The following is a 24,346-nucleotide window of genomic DNA, read 5'->3' as shown; positions in this document are numbered from 1 at the left end:
CGCGTCCACTGCGATGATGCCGGCCATGAGCTTCACGGCTGTGTGGCCGATCAACGACGAGCACGACGCCGACGCCGCCGACGAGATGACGGTCGGTGAGCCGGAGGACGTCGACACCCTCCTGCGCCGCCTGGCCGAGCCCGGCGCGGGCCCGGCCGTGATCGAGCACCAGGACCGCGAGGTGATCACCGACACCGAGGGTCTGCTCGGCGCGCCGGGGGCGACCGAGATCCCGGACCACGACGTCGCCGCGGCCGTCCACCAGGGCTACGGCTACCTCACCTACGCCGACCCGGACCACGACTACTCGACCCTGCGGGGCGACCCGGCGTCCCCCGAGTACCGCTCCGAGTACGTCGACTACCCCGCCGGCGCGGGCGTGCCGGTGGACGTCCTGGCGGCCGCGCTGAAGGAGTTCCTGTCCACCGCCGCGCGCCCGACGGGCGTCACCTGGCAGGCCGCCTAACCCACCGGCACCGGGTGGGACACCCAGACGTTCGGCTCGACGTACACGGCTACGTTCTGCGACGTCGACACGTGCACGGGGGCGAGCGCGCCGGGGACGACCACCGGCCCGTCCCGGTCGAACGGCAACCCGGTCCACTCCCGCCACCGGGCCACCGTCGCCTGCACGGTGGACGAGCACCACGCGACGCCCTCGACGCGTCCCCCCGCCCGCACGTGCGTCCGCAACCAGCGGTCCGCGGGCAACCCGTCCGCCCGCGTCCGCGCCGCGTACTCGTCCATCGGCACCTCGGGCTCCACCGCCTTGTCCGGCGGCCTGAGCGGCACCAGGAGCCCGCCCAGCCCAGCCGCTCCGACCGCGGAGCGCATCGCCCCCAGCACCGCGCCGGACAACCCGCGCCCCAGGTAACCGGGGTCCACGGCGATCTCCAGCGCGCACGCGGTGTCCGCCTCGACGTGGTCCATCGCGTCCTCGGCAGCCCACACCGCCACCTGGTCCCACCCGCCGTCGGGCAACCGGGGTCGCGAGTCCCGGTCGGCCCGGTAACCGACCATGATCCCGCGCGCCACGGGCCGGTCGCCGTCCAGCAGCGCCACCACCAGGTGCGGCCACCGTTCGGCGACCCGCCGGCCGCGCACGAGCAGCGACGCCAGGTTGCCGCGCGTGAACCGGGGCGAGTCGGGCGGGTAGGGGATCCCGTAGACCGCCTCGGCCAGGTCGGGCCGCGCGGCGAGGGTGGTCACGCGCATCTCCGCATCCTCCCGCGCGGACAGGGCGACGGCTCCCGCACGAGCGGTGCGGTCCCGCTCGTCGCGGATCCGGTGGGCGGGGTCAGGGGACGGCGTTGGTGGCGATGGCGGCGGACAGGGCGTCGCGCCAGTCGCGCAGGGGGGTGAGGCCCGCGTCGGTCCAGGACCTGGTGGAGAGGACCGAGTAGGCCGGGCGGGGGGCTGGGCGGGGGTACTCGGCGGTGGAGCACGGGTGGACGCGGGTCGGGTCCAGGCCCAGTTCGGTGAAGATGGCGCGGGCGAAGCCGCACCAGGTGGTTTCACCGGCGCCGGTGGCGTGGAGCACGCGGGGCGGCGTGTTGCCCGTGGCGACGAGGGTGGCGAGTTCCAGCAGGCCGGTGGCCAGGTCGAGGGACCAGGTCGGTGAGCCGACCTGGTCGTCCACAACGGACAGGGTGTCGTTGGTCTTCGCCAGTCGGGCCATGGTCTTGACGAAGTTGTCGCCGTGTCGGCCGTAGACCCAGGCGGTGCGGACGACCCAGGAGCGGTCCCAAGTGGACAGCACCCGGTGTTCGCCGTCGAGCTTGGTGCGGCCGTAGGCGGACTTCGGGCCGGTTTCGTCGGTCGGCTCGTAGGGGCGGGTGCCGTCGCCCGGGAAGACGTAGTCGGTGGAGACGTGGAGCAGGGGGACGTTGTGCTCCCGGCAGCTCTTCGCCAGGTTGCCGGGACCGGTGGCGTTGACGGCGCAGGCGCGGTCGACGTCGGTCTCGGCGGCGTCGACCGCCGTGTAGGCGGCGGCGTTGACGACGACCGGGCGGTAGCCGGCGTCGCGGGCCGTGGCGGCGAAGACGGCGACGGCGTCGGTCACGGCGGGTGCGTCGGTCAGGTCCAGTTCGGCCGAGGACGGGGCGTGCACGAGGCCGTCCTCGGGGGCGGCGGCGACGAGGTCGCGGCCCAGTTGGCCGCGACCACCGGGGACGAGCAGGGCGAGTGCCATCAGCCGGCCAGGGCCGCGCGCTGCTTCAGCGGCTCCCACCACGAGCGGTTGTCGCGGTACCACTGGACGGTGGCGGCGAGGCCCTCGGCGAAGTCCACGCGAGGGGCGTAGCCGAGTTCGGTGCCGATCTTGGTGATGTCGACCGAGTAGCGGCGGTCGTGGCCCTTGCGGTCGGTGACCGGCTCGACGAACGAGTCCCAGTCACGGCCCGTGGCCGCCAGCAGGCGCTCGGTGAGCTCGCGGTTGGTCAGCTCGGTGCCGCCGCCGATGTTGTAGATCTCGCCACCGCGGCCGCCTTCGAGGACCAGCTGGATGCCGCGGCAGTGGTCGTCCACGTGCAGCCAGTCGCGGACGTTGAGGCCGTCGCCGTAGAGCGGCACCTTCCGGCCGTCGATCAGGTTGGTGACGAACAGCGGGATGACCTTCTCGGGGAACTGGTACGGACCGTAGTTGTTCGAGCACCGCGTGATGCACACCGGCAGGCCGTGGGTGCGGAAGAACGAGCGCGCCAGCAGGTCCGACGACGCCTTGGACGCCGAGTAGGGCGAGTTGGGCTCCAGGATGTGGTCCTCGGTCCACGAGCCCTCGTCGATGGTGCCGTAGACCTCGTCGGTGGAGACGTGCACGAACTTGGCCACGCCCGCCTCCAGCGCGCCCTGCAGCAGCGTCTGGGTGCCCAGCACGTTGGTCAGCACGAAGTCGGCCGAACCGGAGATCGAGCGGTCCACATGCGACTCGGCGGCGAAGTGCACGACCACGTCCGTGCGGCTCATCAGGTCGGTGACCAGCTCGCGGTCGCAGATGTCGCCCCGGACGAAGGTCAGCCGCGGGCTGTCGGCGACCGGGGCCAGGTTGGCCTCGTTGCCGGCGTAGGTGAGCTTGTCCAGCACCACCACCTCCGCGTCGGCGAAGGCCGGGTAGGCGCCGCCCACCATCTCCCGCACGTAGTGGGAGCCGATGAACCCGGCCCCACCCGTCACCAGAACCCGCATGCTCAGTGCCCTCCCGAAGCCGGCTGCTCACCGCAGTCTGTCACGAGGCCCTTCTCTGCAACCCACCCAGTTGTTACAGCGTCTCCCGTATAAGAGGAATGTCCGGCGCGGTTCAGCCCCGCGCCACTAATCTCGTCAGGCACGCCTGAGCGCACGGGGGAGGCAGGCAGTGGGCTCCAGTCCGCCCGAAACAGCCGGCGGTTCGGCTGCTCTTCGTGTCCTCGCGCTCACGGGGCGTTCAGTCCTGGCCCTGGTGTCGGCGGCTGTGCTCGTCGTCACGTGGTACGGCTGGTACTACTTCAGCGACATCGACGAGAACATCACGACCACCGACGTCATCGCGTCCTCCGTCACCGAGGACGAGGACGGCGTGCCGCGCAAGCCGCTCGACGGCGCGGTCGACATCCTGCTGGTCGGCGTCGACAGCCGCACCGACGCGCAGGGCAACCCGCTGTCCGACGAGGTGTTGGCGCTGCTCAACGGCGGTGTGGCGGACGGAACGCAGAACACCGACACGATGATCCTGGTGCACATCCCCCAGGACGGCACGCGCGCGGTGGCCATCTCGTTCCCGCGTGACGCGTACGTGGAGATCGCCGACGGGTTCGGCACGCACAAGCTCAACTCGGCGCTGGCCAGGCAGAAGAACGACACGGCGCAGCGGCTGCGCGAGCAGGGCGTCACCAGCGAGGCGCGCATCGAGCAGGAGTCGACGCTGGCCGGCCGCAAGACGTTGATCAAGACGATCGAGGGGCTGACCGGCGGTTCGCTCACCGTCGACCGGTACGCCGAGGTCAACCTGGCCAGCTTCTACGAGGTCACGAAGGCGCTGGGCGGCGTCGAGGTGTGCCTGAACGAGGCCACCAGCGACCGCGACTCGGGCGCGGACTTCCCGGCCGGGCGGCAGGTCGTCGAGGGCGCCAAGGCGCTCTCGTTCGTGCGCCAGCGCGGCGGGCTGCCCGGCGGCGACCTGGACCGGATCGTGCGGCAGCAGGTGTTCATCGGCGCGCTGGCCCGCAAGGTGCTGTCCACCGGCACCCTGACCGACTTCGACAAGCTGGACCAGCTCGTGACGGCGGTGAAGAAGTCCGTCGTGCTCAGCGAGGGCTGGAACATCACCGAGTTCGCCACCCAGATGCAGGGGCTGGTCGGCGGCAACATCCAGTTCCGCACGATTCCGGTGGGCGACCCGATGGACACGTGGAGCGACGGCAACGTGCTGCCGGTCGACCCGGCGCGGGTGCGGCAGTTCATCAAGGGCCTCGCGACCGACAACAACCCGTCGAAGGCGCCCGTCACGACCACGACGCCTCCCGGTCCGCCTGCCTCCGCGATCACCGTGCACGTCTACAACGCCGCCGGGGTGAACCGGTTGGCGGCCAGCGTGCTGGACATGTTGGCGGAGAAGGGCTTCCGCCGCGGCCAGGCGGAGTCCGGGGCTTACGCCGACACGACCACCGTGCGGCACGCGCCGGGCGAACGGGCGAGCGCCGACAAGGTGATCTCCGCCCTGGGCGGTAACGCCGAGGCCGTCGAAGACGACTCCGTGCCCAGGGGGCAGGTTCTGGTGTACGCCGGCGCCGACTACGCGCCGCCGGACCAGTCCGACCCGGCGTCCGTGGACGGCACCGCAACGGAGCTCGCACCCACGACCAGCTCCACCCCACCGATCACCGCCGACGGTGTGGTCTGCGTCAACTGAACGACCCACCTCCTGGTGAACCCGGACGTCCGACCGGCCGAAGGTGGTTAGCCTGATCGGACACCCCATTCACAGGAGGACCCGGTGCAGGCTGCGGTGATCGCCGGACGCGTGCTCGTGGCGCTGCTGTCCGCGGCCGTGCTCGTGGCCGCCGGGTACGGCTGGTCGACGTTGCAGCGCGTGCAGGAGAGCGTGAACACGACCGACGTGCTGGCCGTGCTGTCGGACGTGCCCAACGCACCGCCCGCGAACGACGGCGCGACCGACATCCTGCTGGTCGGCAGCGACAGCCGCACCGACGCCCAGGGCGTGCCGCTGCCCGACCACGTGCTGCGGGAGCTGCGCACCGAGGCGACGGACACGCTCAACACGGACACGATCATCGTGATGCGGGTGCCGCACGACGGCAGCAAGGCGCACGCCGTGTCCATCCCCCGCGACACGTACGTGCCGATCCCGGACGTCGGCGAGGAGAAGATCAATTCGGCGTACGGGCTGACCAAGTTCTTCACCATGGAACGCCTGGCCGCGCAGGGCGTGCACGACCTGACCGAGCGGTCCAAGGCGGGCGACCAGGCCGGGCGGCGGGCGTTGGTGCAGGTGGTGCAGGAGCTGACCGGCGTGCGGGTCGACCACTACGCCGAGATCAACCTGTACGGGTTCTACCTGCTCACCGAGGTGATCGGGGGCGTGGACGTGTGCCTGAAGCAGGCCACGTCGGACCCGGACTCGGGCGCGGACTTCCGGGCGGGAGTGCAGACGATCTCCGGCGGTGACGCGCTGGCGTTCGTGCGGCAGCGCAAGGGCATCCCGAACGGCGACCTGGGCCGGATCACGCGGCAGCAGGTGTTCATGTCGGCGGCGATGTCGAAGCTGCTGTCGGCGGGCACGCTGGCCGACCCGGCGCGGCTGTCCGGGCTGCTGGACGCGGTGAGCAAGTCGATCGTGGTGGACCAGAACCTGGACCTGGCCACGTTCGCGGGGCAGGCGCGGGGGCTGGCGGGTGGCAACGTCGAGTTCGCGACCATCCCGGTGACCGGGGTCGGTGCGCGCAACGAGCGCGGCCAGAGCATCGTGACGGTGGACCCCGCGCAGGTGAAGTCGTTCGTGGCCGAGCTGCTGGGCGAGAAGGACCCGGCACCGACCACGACTCCCCCGACCGCCGCGTCGCCCACCCAGCGCTTCGCGGCGGACCGCCTGGTGGGCATGGACGGCGCGCGCCACCGTGCCGCGCAGGCCGGGCCGCCCTGCGTCGACTGACCGATTCGTTCAAGACGAGCCCCGGCGACGGGTGCCACCATCGTCGGCATGGATCTCGCCCGCGCTCTTTCCTTCCTGGACACGCACGCACGGCTGTTGGAACGACGGCTGGCCCGGTTGTGGCTCGCGCCGAACGTCGCCGGGGCGTGCGCGGTGGTGGACGTGCTCGCGGGGTACCGCAACGCGGACGGCGGGGTGGGGCACGCGCTGGAACCGGACGTGCGCGCGCCGGGCAGCCAGCCGTTGGCCGTGGACTTCGCGCTGGGTGTGCTGACGCAGGTGCTGGACTCGCCGGTGGGGGACGACCCGGTCGTGCGGCGGAAGGTGGCGGGGTTCGCCGAGGGCTTGGTGCCGTACCTCGAATCGGTGACGTCACCGGGGGGTGGGCTGCCGATCGTGCTGCCCGACGTCGCCGACCACGCCCGTGCCGACCACTGGGGTGACGGCCGGTTCCCGCCCGGGCTCAACCCGACCGCGGGGATCGTGGCGGCGCTGCGCGCGGCCGGCGTGGCGGGGTCGTGGCTCGACGCGGCCGACGCGTTCTGCCGGGCGCGGATCTCGTCGCTGTCGGGTGGGGTGGACGCGCACACGGCGCTCAACGTGCTCCGGTTCCTGGCCACCACGCCGGACCGCGAGTGGGCCGCCCGACACGCTCCGGAGGTGTCGGACCTGACCCTGTTCCACCTCTACCCGGGTGACGGCTACGGCCTGACCCCGCTCGACTTCGCCCCGCTGCCCACCGACCCGCTCCGCGCCCTGTTCCCGGCCGACGCCGTCACCGCCCACCTGGCCGCGCTCTCCGCCGCCCAGCTCGACGACGGCGGCTGGCCCGTCCCCTGGACCCCGCCGGGCCCCGCCGCCCTGCTGGAGTGGCGCGGCGTCGTCACCACCGCCGCCCTCCGCCTCCTCACCACCAACCCGTGAGTCGAACGCTCAGGTCCCGTGAGTCGAACGCTCAGGTCCCGAGTGTCGAACGCTCAGGTACCCCGAGTTCAACGCTCAGGACGGCCGGGCGGGTCCTGAGCGTTGAATTCAGAGGGTCTGGGAGTTCGACACTCGGGACCTGGAGGTTCGACACTCGGGACCTGGAGGTTCGACACTCGGGGCCTGGGGGTTCGACACGCGAGTGGGTTGGTGGGGAGGGGGGAGCCGGGGCGTGGCAAGGTTGGTGCATGACCGTCACGGATGCCCTGTTCGCGCCCCTGTTCGCGGCGAACCCCGGCCGTCCCCTGATCACGCACTACGACGACGCGGCGGGCACGAGGGTCGAGCTGTCCCGCGCCACGATCCGGAACTGGGCGGCCAAGACGGCGAACTGGCTGCGTGACGAGCACGACGTCGAGCCCGGCGACCCGGTGGCCGTGCTGCTGCCCGCGCACTGGCAGACGGCCGGCGTGCTGCTGGGTGCGTGGTGGTGCGGCGCGGCCGTCACGGACGACCCGAACGGCGCGAAGGTCGCCGTGGTGGCACCCGGCGGCGAAGCGCCCGGAGCCCTGGTGACGGCCGTGGCGTCGTTGCACCCCATGGGGCTGGGCAGCGGCGCGCCCGTGGACTACAACGACGACGTGCGCGTGTTCGGTGACGACTTCGCGCCTTGGGAGCCGGTTCCCGGCGACACCCCGGCCCTGCTCCGCTCCACTGTGGACGAAGTGGTGGAGGAAGCGCACCAGCGGGCCGCCACCCTGGGCATCACCACGACGTCCCGCGTGCTGTCCACTGTGGAGTGGGGCCTGCCGGACGGTCTGCTGAACGGTTTCCTGGCCGTGCTGGCGGGCGGCGGTTCGCTGGTGCAGTGCAGCAACGCCGCACCGGACCTGCTGGCCGCGCGCCGCGCCGGCGAGCAGACGACCCTGGACCTCGTCGGCTGACGTCAGGCGGGCTGCTCGACCTTCCGCCCCTTCGCCAACCGCGCCACGGACAACGACCCGCCGTTGAACCCGAGCGCCAGCGCGGCCACGCCGAGCACGAGGACGAACTCGTAGCCGCCCTGGCCGAGCAACCCGTTCGGCAGGTGCACGAGGATCAGCGCGCCGAGCATGTCCACCGCCAGCAGCACGCCGACCACCGGCATCGCCACGCCCAGGATCAGCAGCGCGCCGCCCGCGAGTTCGACGATCGCGGCGAACCAGGCGGACAGCGTCGGCAGCGGCACGCCCATTCCCGCGAACGCGGTGGCGGTGCCGTCGAGACCCCACTCGGTGACCTTCTGCCAGCCGTGGGCCAGGAACACGACCCCCACGCCGATCCGGCCGATGAGCGCTGCCACGTCCTTGAGCATTGCGTTTCCCTTCTGGTCGACGGTCGAACGCACCCGACGTTATATGAACTTTCAACCAGTTCCGGCCGGGCGAACGGTGTTGACAGCGACTCGACAGGGGCATAGAAAACCAATCAGTTAGATAACCAAGAGGTTAGGTACAGATGGCCGACGACCCTCTCAGCACCACCTTCGCGGCCCTCGCCGACCCGACGCGGCGGGCCATCCTCGCGCGGCTGGCCGACGGCGCGGCGACCGTGAAGGAGCTGTCCGAGCCGTTCGCGATGAGCGGGCCGGCGGTCTCCAAGCACCTGCGCGTGCTCGAACGGGCGGGGCTCATCACCCGCGGCCGGGACGCGCAGTGGCGACCGTGCACGCTCGACGCGACGCCGTTGCGCGAGGTCACCGAGTGGGCCGACGGGTTCCGCCGGTTCTGGGACGACAGCTACCGCCGCCTGGACACCTACCTCGAACGGCTGAAGGAGCAGGAAGATGACCACTGACACCACCACGTCGTGGACCACGCCGTCCCCGGTGGGGGTAGCCGTCACCAGGACGTTCGACGCGCCGCAGAAGCTGGTGTTCGAGGCGTTCACCAAGCCGGAGCACGTCGTGCACTGGATGCTCGGGCCCGACGGCTGGACCATGCCCGTGTGCGAGATCGACCTGCGGCCGGGCGGGCTGTGGCACATGGTGTGGCGGCGGGCCGACGGCAGCGAGATGGCGATGACCGGCGAGTACCGGGAGGTCACACCGTGGTCGAGGACCGTGCAGACCGAGTCGTGGGGTCCGGGGTGGCCCTCGACGGTGAACACCACCGAGTTCATCGCGGACGGTGACCGCACGACGGTCGTGCAGACGATGGAGTACCCGTCGCAGGCCGACCGCGACCGGGCCCTGGCGACCGGGATGAAGGACGGGGCCGACACCAGCTACGAGCGGTTGGCCGATTACCTGGCGACCGCGGTCTGACGCTGCGCGTCCGTTCGGCGGCAACGGGAGCCGATCGGGTTTGGGTTTCACGCGATGGGGTTACTGAGCGGTTGACCTTCGTCGCGGGACCGTGAACCGGATCGGTGGACATGCTGAGTTCGTACCTGGAGCCCGTTCGGACGGGCTTCGCGGCGTTCGTGGGCGTCGGCGCGCTGGTCCTGCTGCCGTTGGTCGCGTTGCACTACTACCGGTTCGGCCGGGTGGAGCCGCGACGGGCGCTCGTGCTGTACGGGCTGCTCGCGTACGGGCTGGTGGCCATGGCGGTGATCTTCCTGCCGTTCCCCTCCGCACTGGAGTGCACCGGTGAGGACATGCTGTCCACCACGCCGTTCCAGTGGGTGACGGACATGCGCAACAACCTGTCAGCCACCGGGCGTTCGGGGGTCGAGGCCGTCGTCACGTCCACCGTCTTCCTCCAGCAGGCGTTGAACGTCGCGCTCTTCGTGCCGCTGGGCGTGGTGCTGCGCAAGTCCTACGGCCGCGGCCCGTTCACGGTGATCGCCGTGGGTCTCGGCATCTCGCTGGCGGTCGAGGTGGTGCAGTACACCGGCAACCTCGGCGCGTTCCCCTGCCCGTACCGCATCGCGGACGTGGACGACCTGATCTCCAACACCGCCGGTTCGCTGCTGGGCTGGATGATCGCGCCGGTGGCCCTGGTCGTCCCGACCGTGCCGCACCCCGACGCCTCCACCGCCCCACCCGACACGGTGACCGTGCCACGCAGGCTGCTGGGCCTGGCGATGGACGTGACCGCCCTGATCGTGCTGACGCACCTGGTGTTCCGGGACAACCCGTGGTGGCTGCTCGCCCTGACCTTCACGATCCGCGTCGTGCTGCCGTCGTCGACCGGCCGGACCCCCGGCGGCTGGCTGCTGCACTACGGCCTGCGCCGTGCGGACGGCACCCGGGCCAATCCCCTGCGGATCACCCTCCGCGAACTGCTGGGCGTCACGGGCCTGATCACCTACACCGCCCTGGCGCCGTCGAGCTGGTGGTTCGCCCTGGACCTGGCCGTGCTGGCGGTGTTCGTCCTGGGCGCGTTCGCCCTCCCGGTCTTCCGCCGCGACCAGCGGGGCCTGCCGGACCTGGCCGCCGGAACCCGCGCCGTTCCGACGGCCGACCACTCCCGCACGACTCCGCTCGCGCCCGTTCCGTGATTCGGGAGGCCCCTCCGCGAATTCCGGGTCAGAAGCAGATACCGGTGTAGGCGAGGGCCGAAGCGAGGATGTAACCATCACCGAAGTGGGTGTTGTACTGGTCGTAGAGGTTGCCGTAGTACCAGTTGCCCGACGGGTTGGGCACGTTGAACTTGTCGCCGACCAACGCGTACGCCTTGACCGATCCCCCGGCGGAGTAGCGCAGGGTCGCGTTGCTGGTCAGCACGTACTGCCGGGTGCACTGGACGCCCACGTCACCGGCGGTCGCCTCGACCGGGGCGGCGGTCGCGACGCTGCCGGACGCGGTGAGGCCGGCACCCAGCGCGAGTGCCACGACAGCGGTCCTGGTCCTGTTCATGAGCCCTGCTTCCTTCTCGCGATGATTCGCCGTGCGAACGGGACGCAACGCTAGGGGCAGGAAACGCGGGAACACACTCGACCATCAGAGTAACGCGCCGCTACCAACCGTCATAACGCATCGAAAACCGTGCGGACAGCCGTAGACACGACAAAGGTGGCCTGATCACCGGGATCAGGCCACCTCGGGTCGTGGGTGCCGCTCAGCCGTTCAGCAGCGAGCGCGACATGACGACGCGCTGGATCTGGTTGGTGCCCTCGTAGATCTGGGTGATCTTGGCGTCCCGCATCATGCGCTCCACCGGGAAGTCGCGGGTGTAGCCCGCGCCGCCGAACAGCTGCACGGCGTCCGTCGTGACCTCCATCGCCACGTCCGACGCGAAGCACTTGGCCGCCGCGGTGATGAAGCCGATGTTCGGCTCGCCCCGCTCGGCCTTCGCGGCGGCCACGTAGACCATGTGGCGGGCCGCTTCGATCTTCATGGCCATGTCGGCCAACATGAACTGGACGCCCTGGAACTCGGAGATCGACTTGCCGAACTGCTTGCGGTCCTTGACGTAGGCGACGGCGGCTTCCAGGGCGCCCTGGGCGATGCCCACGGCCTGCGCACCGATCGTCGGCCGGGTGTGGTCCAGCGTCCGCAGCGCGGTCTTCAGGCCGGTGCCCGGTTCGCCGATGATGCGGTCCGCCGGGATCGTGCAGTTCTCGAAGTGGATCTCCCGCGTGGGCGAGCCCTTGATGCCCAGCTTGCGCTCCTTCGAGCCCACGACGAAGCCCGGGTCGTCCTTGTGCACGACGAACGCGGAGATGCCCTGCGACTTCTTCGGCGCGTCCGGGTCGGTCACGGCCATGACCGTGTACCAGGTCGACTCGCCCGCGTTGGTGATCCAGCACTTGGTGCCGTTCAGCACCCAGTGGTCGCCGTCGAGGCGGGCACGGGTGCGCATCGACGCGGTGTCCGAGCCGGCCTCGCGCTCCGACAACGCGTAGGACGCCATCGCCTCGCCCGACGCGATGGACGGCAGCACCTGCTGCTTCAGCGACTCCGACGCCGACAGCAGGATCGGCATCGTGCCCAGCTTGTTCACCGCCGGGATGAGGGACGACGACGCGCAGACCCGCGCCACCTCTTCGATGACGATGCACGTGGCCACCGAGTCGGCACCCTGGCCGTCGTAGGCCTCCGGCACGTGCACGGCCGCGAAACCGGACTTGACCAGCGCGTTCAACGCCTCGACCGGGAAGCGCTCCTGCTCGTCCACCTCGGCCGCGTGCGGTGCGATCTCCTTGTCGGCCAGCGACCGCACCGCCTCGCGCAGCGCCTCGTGCTCCTCGGCGAGCTGGTAGGTACCGAAGCTCGGGTCCACGTTAAGTTACCTCCCGGTAGGGCGTCCTACCCGGATGTTAGCGCGCGTTCACTCAGTTCGCCGCTGTGCCGTCGGCAACAGCCCGTAGTGCCGCGTCCTTCTCCAGCACCAGCTCGGCGAGGGACACCTGGAAGGCCTCCATGCGCTTGCGCAGCTCCGCGTCCGCCGCCGCCAGGATCCGCACGGCCAGCAGCCCCGCGTTGCGCGCGCCGCCCACCGACACCGTCGCCACCGGCACGCCCGCCGGCATCTGCACGATCGACAGCAGCGAGTCCATCCCGTCCAGGTACTTCAACGGCACCGGCACGCCGATCACCGGCAACGGCGTCGCGGACGCCACCATGCCCGGCAGGTGGGCGGCGCCGCCCGCCCCGGCGATGATCACCTGCACACCGCGCGACGCGGCCGTGGCGGCGTAGTCCAGCATCCGCTGCGGCGTGCGGTGCGCCGAGTACACGCCGACCTCGTAGGTCACGCCGAACTCGGCCAGCGCCTCGGCCGCGGCCTTCATCACCGGCCAGTCCGAGTCACTGCCCATGATCACGCCGACCTGCGTCACTGCTGCCCTCCGTGGATGTCGTACCCGTCCAGCCACACGCCGTCGGACAGCCAGTGCGCCGCGAGCCCCGCCCGCCGCCGCACCTCGTCCATCCGCTCGCCGAACAGCGTCACGTGGCCGATCTTGCGCCCCGGCCGCTCCGCCTTGCCGTACAGGTGCACGTGCGCGTCGGGGAACCGGGCGAACAGGTGGTGCAGCCGCTCGTCCGGCCCCATCCCGGGCGGCGCGGACGCGCCCAGGACGTTCGCCATGACGACGGCGGGCGCGACCAGGTCCGTCGCGCCGAGCGGGTAGTCCAGCACGGCCCGCAGGTGCTGCTCGAACTGCGAGGTCCGGGCGCCCTCGATGGTCCAGTGGCCGGAGTTGTGCGGCCGCATGGCCAGCTCGTTGACGACCAGCCCGCCCTCGGTCTCGAACAGCTCGACGGCCAGCAGCCCGACCACGCCCAGCTCGGCGGCGATGCCCAGCGCGAGCTCCTGCGCCTGCTCGGCGAGCGCGGGGTCGACGTCCGGCGCGGGCGCCAGCACCTCGACGCAGATGCCCTCCTGCTGCACGGTCTGCACCAGCGGCCACGCCGCGCCCTGGCCGAACGGCGAGCGCGCCACCAGCGCGGACAGCTCCCGGCGCATCGGCACGCACTGCTCGACCATCAACGGCGTGCCGGCGGCCAGCAGCTCGGGCACGACCCGCTGCGCGCTCTGCGGCGTGTTCAGCATCCACACGCCACGGCCGTCGTAACCGCCGCGCACCGCCTTCAACACGCACGGCCAGCCGTGTTCCGCACCGAAGTTCAGCACGTCGGCGGCGTCCCGGACGGCGGTGAACGGCGGCACGGGCGCGCCCAGCGCCGCCAGCCGCTCCCGCATCACCAGCTTGTCCTGCGCGTGCAGCAGGGCGTCCGGCCCGGGGAACACCTTCACACCCTCGGCGACGAGCGCGTGCAGGTGCTCCTGCGGCACGTGCTCGTGGTCGAACGTGACGACGTCGCACGACTTGGCGAACGCGCGCAGCGCGTCGAGGTCGGTGTGCTTGCCCAGCTCCACGTCCCGCGCGACCTGCGCGGCGGGGTCGGAGTCCGACTCGGCGAGCACCCGCAGCGACTGGCCCAGCGGGATGGCGGCCTGGTGCGTCATGCGGGCGAGCTGGCCGCCGCCGATCATGCCGACGACGGGGAGACGAGTTCGGGAGTCCACGGTTCGGTGATTCTACGTGCACAAACGCGATGGTCCGGACCCGGCTGTGCGGGAAGTCTCGCGCGCGCTCGAAGCGCGCGAGACCCCCCTCAGCAGGGCTGCCGCGGTGCGAAGGCGACAAGCCCGGTCCCGTCCACCCGGATCAGACCCGACGGGCCCGGCGCACCCACGTGAACGCGAGTGCGAACAACGCCGCGGCGAGGGCGGTGAAGATCGCGGACTCGAACAGCTGGAACGGCACGAGCCGGTCCTCCGGGTGGTAGTCGGTGAAGAGCAGCACGTTCTTCTCCTGGACGCACCGGGTGTAGTCGAGGTTGTCCGCGAGGTCCGAGCACTCCGCCGGGAACGGGACCTCGTTGCCGTCCGCGTCGGAGAAACCGCTGTCCACCGTCAACGCGCCGCTGTCCACCAGGGACCAGCTCTGCGCGTAGGTGGGGTCGTACGGCTCCACCACGCGCAGCGGCTCCTGGAAGTGCGGCCGCCACAGGCCCGACACCACGACGCGCACCGCGATGAACGACACGAGGGTCAGGCCCATCGACAGCACCGTGCGCCGGGTCACCGCGCTGATCGCCAGCCCGAGCCCGAAGCCGAACGCCGCGTAGGAGAACTGGAGCAGCGGCGCGGTCTCGTACACCGGCATCTCGAACGGCCTCAGCGGCGAGTACTCGCTCATGGCGGTGTTCGTGCTGACGACCATCGTTCGCACGGCGAGTCCGACGCCGGCGGCGGCGGCCACGGCGGGCACGCCGAGCGCCAGCACCTTGCCCGCCAACCAGCGGGTCGGGCTGACGTCCTGGCTCCACACCATCAGGTGCGTGCGCTGCTCGTACTCGCGCGACAGCAGCGGCGCGGCCCAGAACACCGCGACGGCCAGGCCGAACGCCACCGGCGCGAGCATCAGCGACTGCCCGAGGCCGACGAAGCGCCACCGCCCGACCATGTGGCTGGTGTCTCCGGTCGCGCCGACGTACCACGCCAGGCCGAGGGCCAGCAGGATCGCCGCGGCGGACGCGCCGAGCAGGCAGACGATCGCCCACCGGTGCTGCCGCCAGGTCAGCCACGCCAGGTCGCCCCAGCCGACGCGGGTGCGTTCGACCACGGGCGCGGCGGTCGTGGTGCCGGTCATGCGCCCGCCTCCTTCCGGGTGGCTTCCTCTCGGGTGGCTTCCTCTCGGGTGGCTTCGAGCTGCGCGAGCACGTAGTCCTCCAAGGTCGGCGGCCGCTCCACCCACGGTCCGGCCACCACCGGTCGGGGCTGCCCCTCGGGCAGCTCGACCAGGAACGTCGACTGGCCGGCGCTGTGCCGCGCCTGGACGACCTCGCCGAGCGCGGGCGGCACGTCCGAGCGCGGGCCGGTGTAGCCGACGTGCCGGGCGAGCAGCTCGTCCAGGTCGCCGCCCGCGAGCAGCCGGCCGTGCGCGAGCAGCAGCAGGTGGTCCGCCACGCCGGACAGCTCAGACACCACGTGCGTGGACAGCAGCACGGTCATGCCGGTCGCGGCGACCTCGCCCAGCAGCTCGGCGGTCACCTCGCGGCGGGCCAGCGGGTCGAGGTTGGCCAGCGGCTCGTCCAGCATGAGCACGTCCGGCCGCGAGCCGACGGCCAGGGCGAACGCCACCTGCGCCTGCCCGCCGCCGGACAGCTTGCCGCACGCCCGGTCCAGCGGGACTTCGAAGCGAGCGAGCCAGCGACGGGCCCGCTCCTCGTCCCAGACGACGTTGAGCCGCGCGCCGAGCCGCAGCATGTCGGCCGCCGTGAAGTGCCGGTAGACCGGCTTCTCCTGCGGCACGAACGCCACCCGGCCCACCGCGCCCGCCGACCCCTCATCGGCGTCGAGGAGGCCGGCCAGGACACTCATCAACGTCGTCTTGCCCGCGCCGTTCGCGCCGACCAGAGCCGCCACCCTCCCCTTGGGCAGCTCGAACGTGCACTCGCGCAACGCCCACTTGGCGCGGTAGCGCTTCCCCAGCCCTCGCGCGCGCACCGCGACCGCTCCGACAGCAGTGCTCATCGGACCGCCACCCCCTCCCCTTCGGCGAGGACGGAACGCACCAGGGCGTCGACGTCCTCGCTGTCCAACCCGGCCGCACGCGCTTCGGCGACCCACCCGACCAGCCGCGCGCGCAGCGCGGCCATCACCTCCGGGTCGGCCGAGCCGAGACCGGACCTGACGAACGTGCCCGAGCCCTGGCGTGCCTCGACCAGGCCGGACAGCTCCAGCTCGCGATAGGCCTTGAGCACCGTGTTCGCGTTCACACCACTCCTCGCGACGACGTCGCGGACGGTCGGCAGCCGGTCTCCCGGCCGCAGCCAGCCCAGGCGCAACGCCTCCCGCACCTGGCGCACGAGCTGGAGGTAGGCGGGGAGGCCGCTGGACCGGTCGATGCGGAACTCCACCCGGCGCCTCCAAATTGTGTTACTCAACTAAGACACTGCAACACAGTCCAGCAACGACCGGAGGTTGTCAAGCCGCCACGACCCGACCGCCCACGAACGGTGATCACCCCACCGGCAGTCATGCCGCGCACGGTGGGGTGCCGCCACCTCCCGCGTCCGTGACGGGTCCGCCGGCACCGGCGACCGGACCGGGTCGTTTCCCGCCACAATGGCCGTCCTCGACGATCGCGAATCCGTTCCGGCGCTTCTACTGGGAGCGCTCGTGAAAACCCACCCGAAAGGAAAGCGAATGACATTCGGACGAATTCTCGCCGCTGTCGTCGTGGCCGCGTCAGCCCTGCTCATCGCGCCGACGTCCAACGCCGACGCCCCCGAGGCGCAGCAGGAGGAATGGGTGATCGAAAGCATCACCCGGCCGGGCGATGTGTGGGACCAGACCAACTGGTCCTGGGACCCGATGTTCCCGGTCATCGCCCACCCGTACCACGGCGAGGACAACCAGAAGTGGTACATCGGCGATGACGGCACGATCAGGAACAAGAAGTACGGGTGGTGCGTGACCGAGATCGACGGCAAGCTGGCGGGCCGCGACTGCGACGGCTCCGAGAGCCAGCGGTGGGTGGGCCGGTCCTACGACGGCTACCACTCGTGGCTGTTCGAGTCAGGGTCGTCCGGCCGGTGCGTCACGCACAACGGCGAGTACGCGGAACTGATCCTCACGTCGTGCGACCCCGGGCGGACCGACCAGCGCTGGAACATCCACCACTGACAGGTGAGGAGCCCGGCGCGCTGGGGAGGCAGGCGCCGGGCTCCTCGTGGGGGAGGGGAGTCCCGGTTGCCGGCCGCCGGACAGGGGTGCGGCGGCCGATCGGTCGGGGCGGGGGCGTCAGCGGCCGAGACCGGCCACCAGCGCCAGGGCTTCCTCGCAGGTCGGGGGCAGTTCCTCGAGCCGGACGCGGACCGGGCCGGTCGGCGCCACGTGCGGGTCCACGGCCAGCCGGTCCGCGGTGAGCACGCGCAGGTTCGCCACGGCCCGCGTCAGGTGCCGGTCGCGGCGCAGCAGCACGCACGCCACCGACGTCCCGACCGAGGCCACCGTCTCGCCGGCGTCGAACACCTCCTTCAGCGCGTCGGCCAGCAAGGTCATCGCCACCACGCGCGACCACCCGGACGTGCGGGTCAGGTCCAGCGCCACGAGGACCAGCACGTGGTCCTGGCGACCGGCGGCCCGCGCCTCGGCGTACACCTCGCGCAACCGCGTGTTCAGGTACGCCGACGTGGCCAGGCCGGTCAGCGGGTCGTCCGCGGCGCAGCTCGCCGCGCGCCTGCTCATCACGTCGGCCCAGCCCAGCGCGGTGGACCGCAGCATCCGGGCCGGGATCGCGTCCACGCTCGGCGACACGATCCCGGTTGACCCGGGCGGCGCCCCCAGCACCGCGTGCAACGCGGCCAGGTCGAGCAGCGTCTCGGCCAGGCCCGCGCCCGACTCGGCCCGCGCGGCGCCGAGCCGGTGCAACTCCGCGCACGCGTCGCCGCCGTCCAGCACGGCCCGGCACACCTCGTCCACCTCTGCCAACGGCCAGTCCGCCGGGAACGCCCAGCCCGCGGCCATCGTGGCGGTGCGCCACCTCGACCGCAGTGCCCGCGACCCTTCAGCGCCGGAACGCCGTGTGACCGCTTCCCGAACACCCACCCGGATGCCTCCTCGACGTCGTTTCCGCCTACGAGACGTGCCTGGAAGTCATCCATGACGGCATTAAGTCCACCCTGTCGGGGGGTTCGGGGTGACGGTGTGCGACCTGGTGCGTCACACTGGCGCCGCGCGAGGAGGGAAGACAACGTGGCGACCGTTCCTGCCGAAGTCCAGGGACCGAGCGACGCGGAGCTGATCGACTCCGTGCGCGGCGGGGACATCGACGCCTACGGGCAGCTCTACGAGCGGCACGTGACCGCCGCGCACAACCTGGCCCGCCAGCTCGCGAGGTCGTCCGCCGAAGCCGACGACCTGGTCGCGGACGCCTTCGCCAAGGTCCTCGACGCGCTGCGGGCGGGTCGCGGGCCCGACTCGGCGTTCCGGGCCTACCTGCTCACCGCGCTGCGCCACACCGCCTACGACAAGACGCGCCGCGACCGCAGGCTGGAGCTGGCCGACGACGTGGCCGAGGTCGCGCCCGAGGCGACCAGCGTGCCGTTCTCCGACACCGCGGTGGCCGGGCTGGAGCGGTCGATGGCGGCCAAGGCGTTCGCCCGGCTGCCCGAGCGCTGGCAGACCGTGCTGTGGCACACCGAGATCGAGGGCCAGTCGCCCGCCGAGGTCGCGCCGCTGCTGGGCCTGACCGCCAACGGCGTGTCCGCGCTGGCCTACCGCGCCCGTGAAGGGCTCAAGCAGGCCTACCTCCAGGTCCACCTGGCCGAGACGCAGGCCGAGCGCTGCCGCGCCACCGTCGACAAGCTCGGCGCCTGGACCCGGGGCGGGCTGTCCAAGCGGGAGACCACGCAGGTCGAGGCTCACCTGGACGAGTGCACCGGTTGCCGCGCGCTGGCCGCCGAGCTGGCCGACGTCAACGGCGCGCTGCGCGGGATCATCGCGCCCCTGGTGCTCGGCGTCGGCGCGTCCGGCTACCTGGCCGCCGCGGGCGCGGGCACGGCGAAGGCCGCCGCGGTCGCCGCCGCGGGTGCGGGAGGGGCCGCCGGTGCCGCGGCCTCCGCACCGCGCCAGTTCCTGGGTGCCGCCGTCTCGGCCGCCGCCCTGGTGGTCGCGGTCGCGATCGGCCTGGCGGCGGGTGACGAGCAGGAGGTGCCCGCCGCGCGGGCCGCGCCGGTGCCCACCACGCAGCCCGCCCAGCCGCCGGTGGAGGACCCGCCACCGCCGGTGCCCGTGCCGTCACCCGAGCCCTCGCCGCAACCCACGCCGCAACCCACGCCGGAACCCACCGCAGAACCCGCGCCCGCGCCCGAGCCCGCGCCTGAACCCGCACCCGCGCCTGAACCGGCACCGGAGCCGCAGCCCGAGCCGCAGCCCGCGCCGGCGAACCTCGTGCCGGTGGTGCCCAGCGGCTTCGCCCTGACCCCCGGTGACGACCCGGTCGACCTGCCGATCACCGTGCGCAACTCCGGCGAGACCGCGTCGGAGCCGGCCGGCGCCGCGCTGGTCCTGCCGCCCGGCGTCCGGTCCGCCGGTCCCGCCGCGGCGTTCGCGGGCGGCCGACTGCTCCGGCTCGACGGCGCGGCCGACCAGACCGTGGCCTGCCCGGCCGGGACCGGCGCGGTGACGTGCGCCACCACGCAGGGCATCGCACCCGGCGGCACGGCGACGTTCGTCTTCCGGGTGCAGGCCGACCACACCGCGACGACCGGCCGGATCACCGGCACGGTCAACGCGGGCGCGGCGGTGAGCGTGGCCATCGCGGTCGACGTCGAGGTGCGCCCGGTGCACGACGACCTGGAACTGCTGGTCCACCGCAGGCAGCACGGGTTCTGGGACCCGAGGCTCGACATCAAGGCCACCAACGCCGGCGGCCGGCCGGGTGACCTGCGGCTGGTCGTGGAGTCGGACCGGCACATCACGCTGGTCGCGCTGTGGCCCGGCTGCGAGCGGTCGTGGCACCGGGTGGTGTGCGAGGTGCCGCTGGAGCGCGGCGAGTCGTTCCGGCTCTCGGTCTGGGCCGTCGGCGCGCCGCACCGCGAAGGCGTGGTGCGGGTCTCGGCGACCCTCGGCACCGCGTCCGAGAGCGTCGAGGTGCCGATCTCGACCCGCCCCGGCGGCGGTGACCACGACGACGCCGAACCCCCGGTCGTGACGACGACCCCCTCGCCGACGCCGACCACCACCCGTTCGACGTCGTCGACGACCACCACCGCGCCGACCTCGCCCACGACGACGGCGCCCACCACCACGACGGCACCCACGAGCACCTCGTCGTCGGAGCCGACCACGACGACCCCGACCACGACGGAACCGACGACCGGGCCGACCACCACGACGGCCCCGACCACGCCGCCCGCGCGCGGCGAACCGTGCCACCCCAGGCCGCCCTGGCTGCCACCCGTCGTCGGTGACCTGCTGCCGGGCCGTTGCGACACCCCTTCGTGATCGTTCGGTGACGCGCTCGGTAACCTGCCCCGGTGCTGCCACTAGTGCGCAGGGTTCTGGCCCTCCTGCCGGAACCGGTGCGGTTCCTGATCAACAAGCACCGCGAGCTGATCCGCTTCGCCGTCGTCGGCGGCACGACGTTCCTGATCGACAACGGCGTCTGGTACGCGTTGAAGCTGACCGTGCTGCAGGACAAGGTGGTCACGGCCAAGGCCATCGCGGTGCTGGTCGCGGTCATCTCGTCCTACGTGCTCAGCCGCGAGTGGTCGTTCCACACCCGGGGCGGGCGTGAGCGGCACCACGAGGCGGCGCTGTTCTTCCTCGTGAGCGGCCTCGGCATCGGGGTGAACCTGGCCCCGCTGTACGTGTCGCGGCACGTGTTCGACCTGCACTCGGAGATCGCGGACTTCGTCGCCGGTTCGGTGATCGGCATGCTCCTGGCCACGGGTTTCAAGTTCTGGGCGATGCGGAAGTTCGTCTTCCCCCAGGCCGACGCGCGCCCGTCGGTGCAGCCGCTGCACGTCGTCCCGGAGCAGCGCGAAGTCGCCTGAACAGGGCTTTCACCCGGGCTTTCCGTAGACTGCCGGGGTGTCCGTCGTCGAAAGCGTCGTCCTGCGCCTGCCCGAACCGCTGCGCTCGCTGGCCCTCAAGCACCGGGAGCTGCTGAAGTTCGCGGTGGTCGGCGGCACGTGCTTCGTCATCGACACGGTCATCTTCCTCGTCCTCAAGACGACCGTGCTGAGCGAGAAGCCGGTCACCGCGAAGATCGTGGCGACGCTGGTGGCGACGATCGTGTCGTACGTGCTCAACCGCGAGTGGTCGTTCAAGACCAGGGGCGGGCGGGAGAGGCACCACGAGGCCGCGCTGTTCTTCCTGGTCAACGGCATCGGCATCGCGCTCAACTCGCTGCCGCTGTGGGTGTCGCGGTACCTGCTGCACTTCCAGGAGCCGCACGTGACCAGGCTCGGCGAAGAGGTCGCCGACTTCGTCAGCGCGCAGATCATCGGCACCCTGATCGCCATGGCGTTCCGCTGGTGGGGCTACAAGAAGTGGGTCTTCCCCACCGCCGACTTCCGCCCGCGCCGCGTGACCAGGGCCTACGACCGCGAGGACGAGGCACCCGGCGACGCCTGACCGACCGCCACGACCAGGGCCGTCGCCGGTGACGCGTCCCGTCGCCACACCAGCTCCAGGGGCGGCGCGGGACGGCGGTCCGCGAACGGGACCATGACCGCGTCCGCGGGCAGGTGGTCGCCCAGGGTGCGGGCCACCAACTGGTAGTTCTCGCCGCCCGCCAGCTCGTCGAACCGGCGCCAGCCGGGCAACCGGGTGTCCTCGACCTCCGGCACGTGCCCCAGCGCGGACAGCAGCACCGCGCGGTAGCCCGGCAGGTGCCGCCGGGACAGCAGCAGGCGGCTGCCCTTCAGGTCCTCCGGGGTGACGGACTCCCGGCCGGCCAGGGGGTGGGCCGAGCCGACGACCACGACCAGCTCCTCCCGGTGCAACGGCGCCCGCGCGAACTCGGGGCGCGGTGGCACGCTCCGCGACACGACCAGGTCGAGCCGCTTGGCGAGCAGCCCGTCGACCAGTTCCGGCGACCACGCCTCGATCTGGTCGACGATCAGGTCGGGGTGGCGCTCGCGGACGGCCCCGACGAGCCGCGGCACGGCCTCGAACGCGGCACTGGTGACGAAGCCGAGCCGGACGGTGCCGAACTCACCGCGCCCGGCGGCCCTGGTCAGCGCGGCCAGCCGGTCGGCCTCGTCCAGGATGCGGCGCGCGGACGCCACGAAGACGCGCCCCGCTTCGGTGAGACCGGTCGGGCGGCGGGTGAACAGGGTGACGCCGAGGGCGCGTTCGAGGTCACCGACCTGACGGCTGAGCGCGGGCTGCGCGACGTGCAACCGGTCGGCGGCGCGCCGGAAACCGCCCTCGTCGGCGACCGCCACCGCGTAGCGCATCAACCGCAGGTCGATCGACATGCCGCCGAGCGTATGTCGGCAGAGCGAAGCGGTATTGGCGATCGGGCGGGCCCGTTGCCGAGACTCCAGGTCCGGGTGATCGTCTCAGGAGGGGGGTTCTCGCGATGATGCGCAGGCGTGACGTAATGGCGGCGGCCGTGGGGCTCGGGGTGGCGGCGTTGCTGCCGGGCACGGCGGCGGCCGGGCCGTTCCCGACCGAGTTCGCGCTGCCGGACGGGTTCATGCCGGAGGGCATCGCGATCGGCGCGTGGCCGACGGCCTACTTCGGCTCGCGCGCCGACGGTGCCGTGCACCAGGTCGAGCTGGCGACCGGGCGCGGTCGGCTGCTCAGCCCGGGTTCGGGCACGCCGTCGCTGGGCATCAAGGTCGACTCGGCGCGGCGACGGCTCTTCGTGGCCGGCGGGACGGGCGGCGGCGTCCGCGTGCTCGACGCCTTCTCCGGCCGGGTGCTGAGGAGCTACCGGTTGTTGGAGGGCGAGTCGTTCGTCAACGACCTGGTGATCACCCGGGACGCGGTGTGGCTCACCGACTCCGACGAGCCGACGCTGCACCGGCTGCCCCTCGGGCCGCGCGGCGAGCTGCCCCACCCCGACCGGATCACCCGCGTCCCGCTGACCGGGGACATGGTCGACCTCCCGGACGTGGCCAACGCCAACGGCATCGTCACCACCCCGGACGGCGCGGCGCTGCTGATCGGGCAGACGTCGACCGGGCGGCTGTTCCGGGTCGAGCCGGCCACCGGCGTGACCGAGGAGGTCGACCTCGGCGGCGAGCTGCTGCCCCGCAACGACGGCCTGCTGCGCGAGGGTCGCCACCTGTACGTGGTGCAGAACCGGGTCAACCTGTTCACCAAGCTGGAGCTGAGCCCGGACGCGCGCCGTGCCGCGGTGGTGGCCCGGGTGTCGGACCCGCGGTTCGACGTGCCCGCCACCGTCGCCGCCTGGGGCAACCGCTTCTACCTGGTCAACGGCCGGTTCAGCACCACGCCCACGCCGACGACCACCTACGACGCGATCGCGCTGGAGAAGTTCTGATCAGCGGTTCTCGGCGAGCACCCGCAGGGCCGCGTCGTGCAGGTGCCCGTTGGTGGACAGCACGGTGCCACCGTCGAACCGCTCCACGCCGCCGAGGTCGCTGAACCGGCCGCCCGCCTCCCGCACGAGCACCTGGAACGGCGCGACGTCCCAGGGGTTCACGATCGGCTCCGCGGCCACGTCGATCGCGCCCTCCGCGACCAGGCAGTGCTGCCAGAAGTCGCCGAACGCCCGGTTCTCCCAGCACGCGTCGACCAGCGCCAGGTACGCCTCGCGCGAGTGGTGCTCGACCCAGGTGCCCAGGTGCGTGGTGGACGAATAGGCGTCGGCCAGGTCCCGCACGCCCGACACGGAGATCGCCCGCTCCCCCGACGCGTCCGAGGTGTGCGCGCCGCCGCCCGCCGCCGCCCACCAGCGACGGCCCAACGCGGGCGCGCTCACCACGCCGACCACCGGCACGCCGTCCTCGACCAGCGCGATCAGCGTCGCCCACACCGGCACGCCGCGCAGGAAGTTCTTCGTGCCGTCGATCGGGTCGAGCACCCACGCCCGGCCGTCACCCGCCGTGCCGCCGCGCTCCTCGCCCGCGACCTGGTCGTCCGGCGCCTCGACCGCGAGCACCGCGCGGATCGCGTCCTCGACCGCCACGTCCGCGTCCGTCACCGGCGTGCGGTCCGGCTTGCGCTCCACCACGAGGTCGCGGGCGCGGAACCGGGCGGTGGTGATCGCGTCGGCCTCGTCCGCCAAGCGGAGGGCCAGGGACAGATCTGCGCGAAGGTCGGACACGCACGGGATCGTGCCACGCCTACG

27 protein-coding genes are annotated in these 24,346 nt (G+C 72.2%); 13 read left to right on the top strand and 14 right to left on the bottom strand.

The window, feature by feature from the left end:
- Positions 1 to 25 precede the first annotated feature (25 nt).
- On the top strand, positions 26 to 466 hold the full coding sequence (locus FHX81_RS25645; protein WP_141980574.1) for an Imm1 family immunity protein: 441 nt from the start codon (positions 26 to 28) through the stop codon (positions 464 to 466).
- On the opposite strand, the gene FHX81_RS25640 is transcribed toward FHX81_RS25645, so the two are convergent.
- The 3 genes from FHX81_RS25640 to rfbB form a co-directional block, all read right to left on the bottom strand.
- The gene (locus FHX81_RS25640) at positions 463 to 1,215 is read right to left on the bottom strand and encodes a hypothetical protein (protein WP_141980573.1); all 753 of its coding nucleotides are present in this window, start codon (positions 1,213 to 1,215) and stop codon (positions 463 to 465) included. The two genes, FHX81_RS25645 and FHX81_RS25640, sit on opposite strands and share 4 nt — an antisense overlap.
- A gap of 82 nt (positions 1,216 to 1,297) precedes the next feature.
- The gene (gene rfbD / locus FHX81_RS25635; protein ID WP_141980572.1) at positions 1,298 to 2,191 is read right to left on the bottom strand and encodes a dTDP-4-dehydrorhamnose reductase; all 894 of its coding nucleotides are present in this window, start codon (positions 2,189 to 2,191) and stop codon (positions 1,298 to 1,300) included.
- Positions 2,191 to 3,183 (bottom strand): dTDP-glucose 4,6-dehydratase, encoded by a 993-nt coding sequence (rfbB, locus tag FHX81_RS25630; RefSeq protein ID WP_141980571.1) that lies wholly within the window; start codon positions 3,181 to 3,183, stop codon positions 2,191 to 2,193. The genes rfbD and rfbB overlap by 1 nt, the downstream gene beginning before the upstream one ends.
- Positions 3,184 to 3,436: 253 nt before the next feature.
- Between rfbB and FHX81_RS25625 the strand changes: the two genes are divergently transcribed.
- From FHX81_RS25625 to FHX81_RS25610, 4 genes are all read left to right on the top strand, one after another.
- Positions 3,437 to 4,885, top strand: coding sequence for an LCP family protein (locus FHX81_RS25625; protein ID WP_246107969.1), 1,449 nt, complete (start codon positions 3,437 to 3,439; stop codon positions 4,883 to 4,885).
- Positions 4,886 to 4,969: 84 nt separating this feature from the next.
- On the top strand, positions 4,970 to 6,145 hold the full coding sequence (locus FHX81_RS25620) for an LCP family protein (RefSeq protein WP_141980569.1): 1,176 nt from the start codon (positions 4,970 to 4,972) through the stop codon (positions 6,143 to 6,145).
- Between the two features lie 48 nt (positions 6,146 to 6,193).
- Positions 6,194 to 7,069 carry a hypothetical protein gene (locus FHX81_RS25615; RefSeq protein WP_141980568.1) on the top strand — a complete coding sequence of 292 codons (876 nt, stop codon included), beginning with the start codon at positions 6,194 to 6,196 and terminating at the stop codon, positions 7,067 to 7,069.
- 248 nt (positions 7,070 to 7,317) lie between these two features.
- The gene (locus tag FHX81_RS25610) at positions 7,318 to 8,013 is read left to right on the top strand and encodes a TIGR03089 family protein (RefSeq protein ID WP_141980567.1); all 696 of its coding nucleotides are present in this window, start codon (positions 7,318 to 7,320) and stop codon (positions 8,011 to 8,013) included.
- A 2-nt stretch (positions 8,014 to 8,015) separates the two neighbouring features.
- Here the strand turns inward: FHX81_RS25610 and FHX81_RS25605 are convergent, their stop codons facing one another.
- Positions 8,016 to 8,423, bottom strand: coding sequence for a DoxX family protein (locus FHX81_RS25605; RefSeq protein ID WP_141980566.1), 408 nt, complete (start codon positions 8,421 to 8,423; stop codon positions 8,016 to 8,018).
- A gap of 143 nt (positions 8,424 to 8,566) precedes the next feature.
- Here FHX81_RS25605 and FHX81_RS25600 point away from each other — a divergent pair, with 143 nt between their 5' ends.
- The 3 genes from FHX81_RS25600 (at position 8,567) to FHX81_RS25590 (ending at position 10,552) form a co-directional block, all read left to right on the top strand.
- The gene (locus FHX81_RS25600; protein WP_141980564.1) at positions 8,567 to 8,905 is read left to right on the top strand and encodes an ArsR/SmtB family transcription factor; all 339 of its coding nucleotides are present in this window, start codon (positions 8,567 to 8,569) and stop codon (positions 8,903 to 8,905) included.
- Positions 8,895 to 9,374, top strand: a complete 480-nt coding sequence (locus FHX81_RS25595; protein ID WP_141980563.1) for an SRPBCC family protein — start codon at positions 8,895 to 8,897, stop codon at positions 9,372 to 9,374. Before FHX81_RS25600 ends, FHX81_RS25595 begins: the two co-directional genes overlap by 11 nt.
- A gap of 110 nt (positions 9,375 to 9,484) precedes the next feature.
- Positions 9,485 to 10,552 carry a VanZ family protein gene (locus tag FHX81_RS25590; protein ID WP_141980562.1) on the top strand — a complete coding sequence of 356 codons (1,068 nt, stop codon included), beginning with the start codon at positions 9,485 to 9,487 and terminating at the stop codon, positions 10,550 to 10,552.
- 28 nt (positions 10,553 to 10,580) lie between these two features.
- On the opposite strand, the gene FHX81_RS25585 is transcribed toward FHX81_RS25590, so the two are convergent.
- The 7 genes from FHX81_RS25585 to FHX81_RS25555 form a co-directional block, all read right to left on the bottom strand.
- Positions 10,581 to 10,910: a hypothetical protein gene (locus tag FHX81_RS25585; protein ID WP_141980560.1), complete on the bottom strand. Its 330-nt coding sequence runs from the start codon at positions 10,908 to 10,910 to the stop codon at positions 10,581 to 10,583.
- Between the two features lie 202 nt (positions 10,911 to 11,112).
- Complete coding sequence (locus FHX81_RS25580) at positions 11,113 to 12,276, bottom strand: acyl-CoA dehydrogenase (protein ID WP_141980558.1); 1,164 nt, start codon at positions 12,274 to 12,276, stop codon at positions 11,113 to 11,115.
- Positions 12,277 to 12,328: 52 nt separating this feature from the next.
- Positions 12,329 to 12,835, bottom strand: coding sequence for a 5-(carboxyamino)imidazole ribonucleotide mutase (purE, locus tag FHX81_RS25575; protein WP_281291750.1), 507 nt, complete (start codon positions 12,833 to 12,835; stop codon positions 12,329 to 12,331).
- A complete protein-coding gene (locus FHX81_RS25570; protein ID WP_141980557.1) occupies positions 12,832 to 14,028 on the bottom strand; it encodes a 5-(carboxyamino)imidazole ribonucleotide synthase in 1,197 nt (398 codons plus the stop codon). Before FHX81_RS25570 ends, purE begins: the two co-directional genes overlap by 4 nt.
- 142 nt (positions 14,029 to 14,170) lie before the next feature.
- Positions 14,171 to 15,157, bottom strand: coding sequence for a hypothetical protein (locus FHX81_RS25565; RefSeq protein ID WP_141980556.1), 987 nt, complete (start codon positions 15,155 to 15,157; stop codon positions 14,171 to 14,173).
- Positions 15,154 to 16,041 carry an ATP-binding cassette domain-containing protein gene (locus FHX81_RS25560; RefSeq protein ID WP_141980554.1) on the bottom strand — a complete coding sequence of 296 codons (888 nt, stop codon included), beginning with the start codon at positions 16,039 to 16,041 and terminating at the stop codon, positions 15,154 to 15,156. Before FHX81_RS25560 ends, FHX81_RS25565 begins: the two co-directional genes overlap by 4 nt.
- Positions 16,038 to 16,427, bottom strand: a complete 390-nt coding sequence (locus FHX81_RS25555) for a GntR family transcriptional regulator (protein ID WP_141980552.1) — start codon at positions 16,425 to 16,427, stop codon at positions 16,038 to 16,040. Before FHX81_RS25555 ends, FHX81_RS25560 begins: the two co-directional genes overlap by 4 nt.
- 289 nt (positions 16,428 to 16,716) lie before the next feature.
- Here FHX81_RS25555 and FHX81_RS25550 point away from each other — a divergent pair, with 289 nt between their 5' ends.
- Positions 16,717 to 17,196: an RICIN domain-containing protein gene (locus FHX81_RS25550; protein WP_170232173.1), complete on the top strand. Its 480-nt coding sequence runs from the start codon at positions 16,717 to 16,719 to the stop codon at positions 17,194 to 17,196.
- Between the two features lie 117 nt (positions 17,197 to 17,313).
- Here the strand turns inward: FHX81_RS25550 and FHX81_RS25545 are convergent, their stop codons facing one another.
- Entirely contained in the window at positions 17,314 to 18,039 is a 726-nt protein-coding gene (locus FHX81_RS25545) for a GGDEF domain-containing protein (RefSeq protein WP_246107968.1), read from the bottom strand.
- Between the two features lie 228 nt (positions 18,040 to 18,267).
- Here FHX81_RS25545 and FHX81_RS41380 point away from each other — a divergent pair, with 228 nt between their 5' ends.
- From FHX81_RS41380 to FHX81_RS25525, 3 genes are read left to right on the top strand one after another with little or no spacing between them, the layout of a single operon-like run.
- Entirely contained in the window at positions 18,268 to 20,520 is a 2,253-nt protein-coding gene (locus tag FHX81_RS41380; protein ID WP_211363561.1) for a sigma-70 family RNA polymerase sigma factor, read from the top strand.
- A gap of 35 nt (positions 20,521 to 20,555) precedes the next feature.
- Positions 20,556 to 21,071: a GtrA family protein gene (locus tag FHX81_RS25530; protein ID WP_170232463.1), complete on the top strand. Its 516-nt coding sequence runs from the start codon at positions 20,556 to 20,558 to the stop codon at positions 21,069 to 21,071.
- A gap of 37 nt (positions 21,072 to 21,108) precedes the next feature.
- A complete protein-coding gene (locus FHX81_RS25525; protein ID WP_141980549.1) occupies positions 21,109 to 21,654 on the top strand; it encodes a GtrA family protein in 546 nt (181 codons plus the stop codon).
- Here FHX81_RS25525 and FHX81_RS25520 read toward each other — a convergent pair.
- Positions 21,618 to 22,502, bottom strand: a complete 885-nt coding sequence (locus FHX81_RS25520; protein ID WP_141980547.1) for a LysR family transcriptional regulator — start codon at positions 22,500 to 22,502, stop codon at positions 21,618 to 21,620. The genes FHX81_RS25525 and FHX81_RS25520 overlap by 37 nt on opposite strands.
- Positions 22,503 to 22,606: 104 nt before the next feature.
- Here FHX81_RS25520 and FHX81_RS25515 point away from each other — a divergent pair, with 104 nt between their 5' ends.
- Positions 22,607 to 23,536, top strand: a complete 930-nt coding sequence (locus FHX81_RS25515) for an NHL repeat-containing protein (protein ID WP_211363560.1) — start codon at positions 22,607 to 22,609, stop codon at positions 23,534 to 23,536.
- Here the strand turns inward: FHX81_RS25515 and hisN are convergent, their stop codons facing one another.
- On the bottom strand, positions 23,537 to 24,322 hold the full coding sequence (gene hisN, locus FHX81_RS25510; RefSeq protein ID WP_141980545.1) for a histidinol-phosphatase: 786 nt from the start codon (positions 24,320 to 24,322) through the stop codon (positions 23,537 to 23,539).
- Positions 24,323 to 24,346 lie beyond the last annotated feature (24 nt).

It is taken from the genome of Saccharothrix saharensis, assembly GCF_006716745.1.
GTDB lineage: Bacteria > Actinomycetota > Actinomycetes > Mycobacteriales > Pseudonocardiaceae > Actinosynnema > Actinosynnema saharense.
Note: the sequence above shows the minus strand (reverse complement) of the source record. Positions and strands in the feature narration are given on the sequence as shown.

What these genes read in the sequence shown, in the direction of transcription:
- FHX81_RS25560 (WP_141980554.1), bottom strand. Translation starts at nt 16,041, where the DNA reads ATGAGCACTGCTGTCGGAGCGGTCGCGGTGCGCGCGCGAGGGCTGGGG.
- FHX81_RS25590 (WP_141980562.1), top strand. Translation starts at nt 9,485, where the DNA reads ATGCTGAGTTCGTACCTGGAGCCCGTTCGGACGGGCTTCGCGGCGTTC.
- FHX81_RS25605 (WP_141980566.1), bottom strand. Translation starts at nt 8,423, where the DNA reads ATGCTCAAGGACGTGGCAGCGCTCATCGGCCGGATCGGCGTGGGGGTC.
- FHX81_RS25565 (WP_141980556.1), bottom strand. Translation starts at nt 15,157, where the DNA reads ATGACCGGCACCACGACCGCCGCGCCCGTGGTCGAACGCACCCGCGTC.
- FHX81_RS25615 (WP_141980568.1), top strand. Translation starts at nt 6,194, where the DNA reads ATGGATCTCGCCCGCGCTCTTTCCTTCCTGGACACGCACGCACGGCTG.
- FHX81_RS25645 (WP_141980574.1), top strand. Translation starts at nt 26, where the DNA reads ATGAGCTTCACGGCTGTGTGGCCGATCAACGACGAGCACGACGCCGAC.
- FHX81_RS25600 (WP_141980564.1), top strand. Translation starts at nt 8,567, where the DNA reads ATGGCCGACGACCCTCTCAGCACCACCTTCGCGGCCCTCGCCGACCCG.
- FHX81_RS25545 (WP_246107968.1), bottom strand. Translation starts at nt 18,039, where the DNA reads ATGGCCGCGGGCTGGGCGTTCCCGGCGGACTGGCCGTTGGCAGAGGTG.
- FHX81_RS25520 (WP_141980547.1), bottom strand. Translation starts at nt 22,502, where the DNA reads ATGTCGATCGACCTGCGGTTGATGCGCTACGCGGTGGCGGTCGCCGAC.
- rfbB (WP_141980571.1), bottom strand. Translation starts at nt 3,183, where the DNA reads ATGCGGGTTCTGGTGACGGGTGGGGCCGGGTTCATCGGCTCCCACTAC.
- FHX81_RS25585 (WP_141980560.1), bottom strand. Translation starts at nt 10,910, where the DNA reads ATGAACAGGACCAGGACCGCTGTCGTGGCACTCGCGCTGGGTGCCGGC.
- rfbD (WP_141980572.1), bottom strand. Translation starts at nt 2,191, where the DNA reads ATGGCACTCGCCCTGCTCGTCCCCGGTGGTCGCGGCCAACTGGGCCGC.
- FHX81_RS25640 (WP_141980573.1), bottom strand. Translation starts at nt 1,215, where the DNA reads ATGCGCGTGACCACCCTCGCCGCGCGGCCCGACCTGGCCGAGGCGGTC.
- FHX81_RS25595 (WP_141980563.1), top strand. Translation starts at nt 8,895, where the DNA reads ATGACCACTGACACCACCACGTCGTGGACCACGCCGTCCCCGGTGGGG.
- FHX81_RS25515 (WP_211363560.1), top strand. Translation starts at nt 22,607, where the DNA reads ATGATGCGCAGGCGTGACGTAATGGCGGCGGCCGTGGGGCTCGGGGTG.
- FHX81_RS25610 (WP_141980567.1), top strand. Translation starts at nt 7,318, where the DNA reads ATGACCGTCACGGATGCCCTGTTCGCGCCCCTGTTCGCGGCGAACCCC.
- FHX81_RS25550 (WP_170232173.1), top strand. Translation starts at nt 16,717, where the DNA reads ATGACATTCGGACGAATTCTCGCCGCTGTCGTCGTGGCCGCGTCAGCC.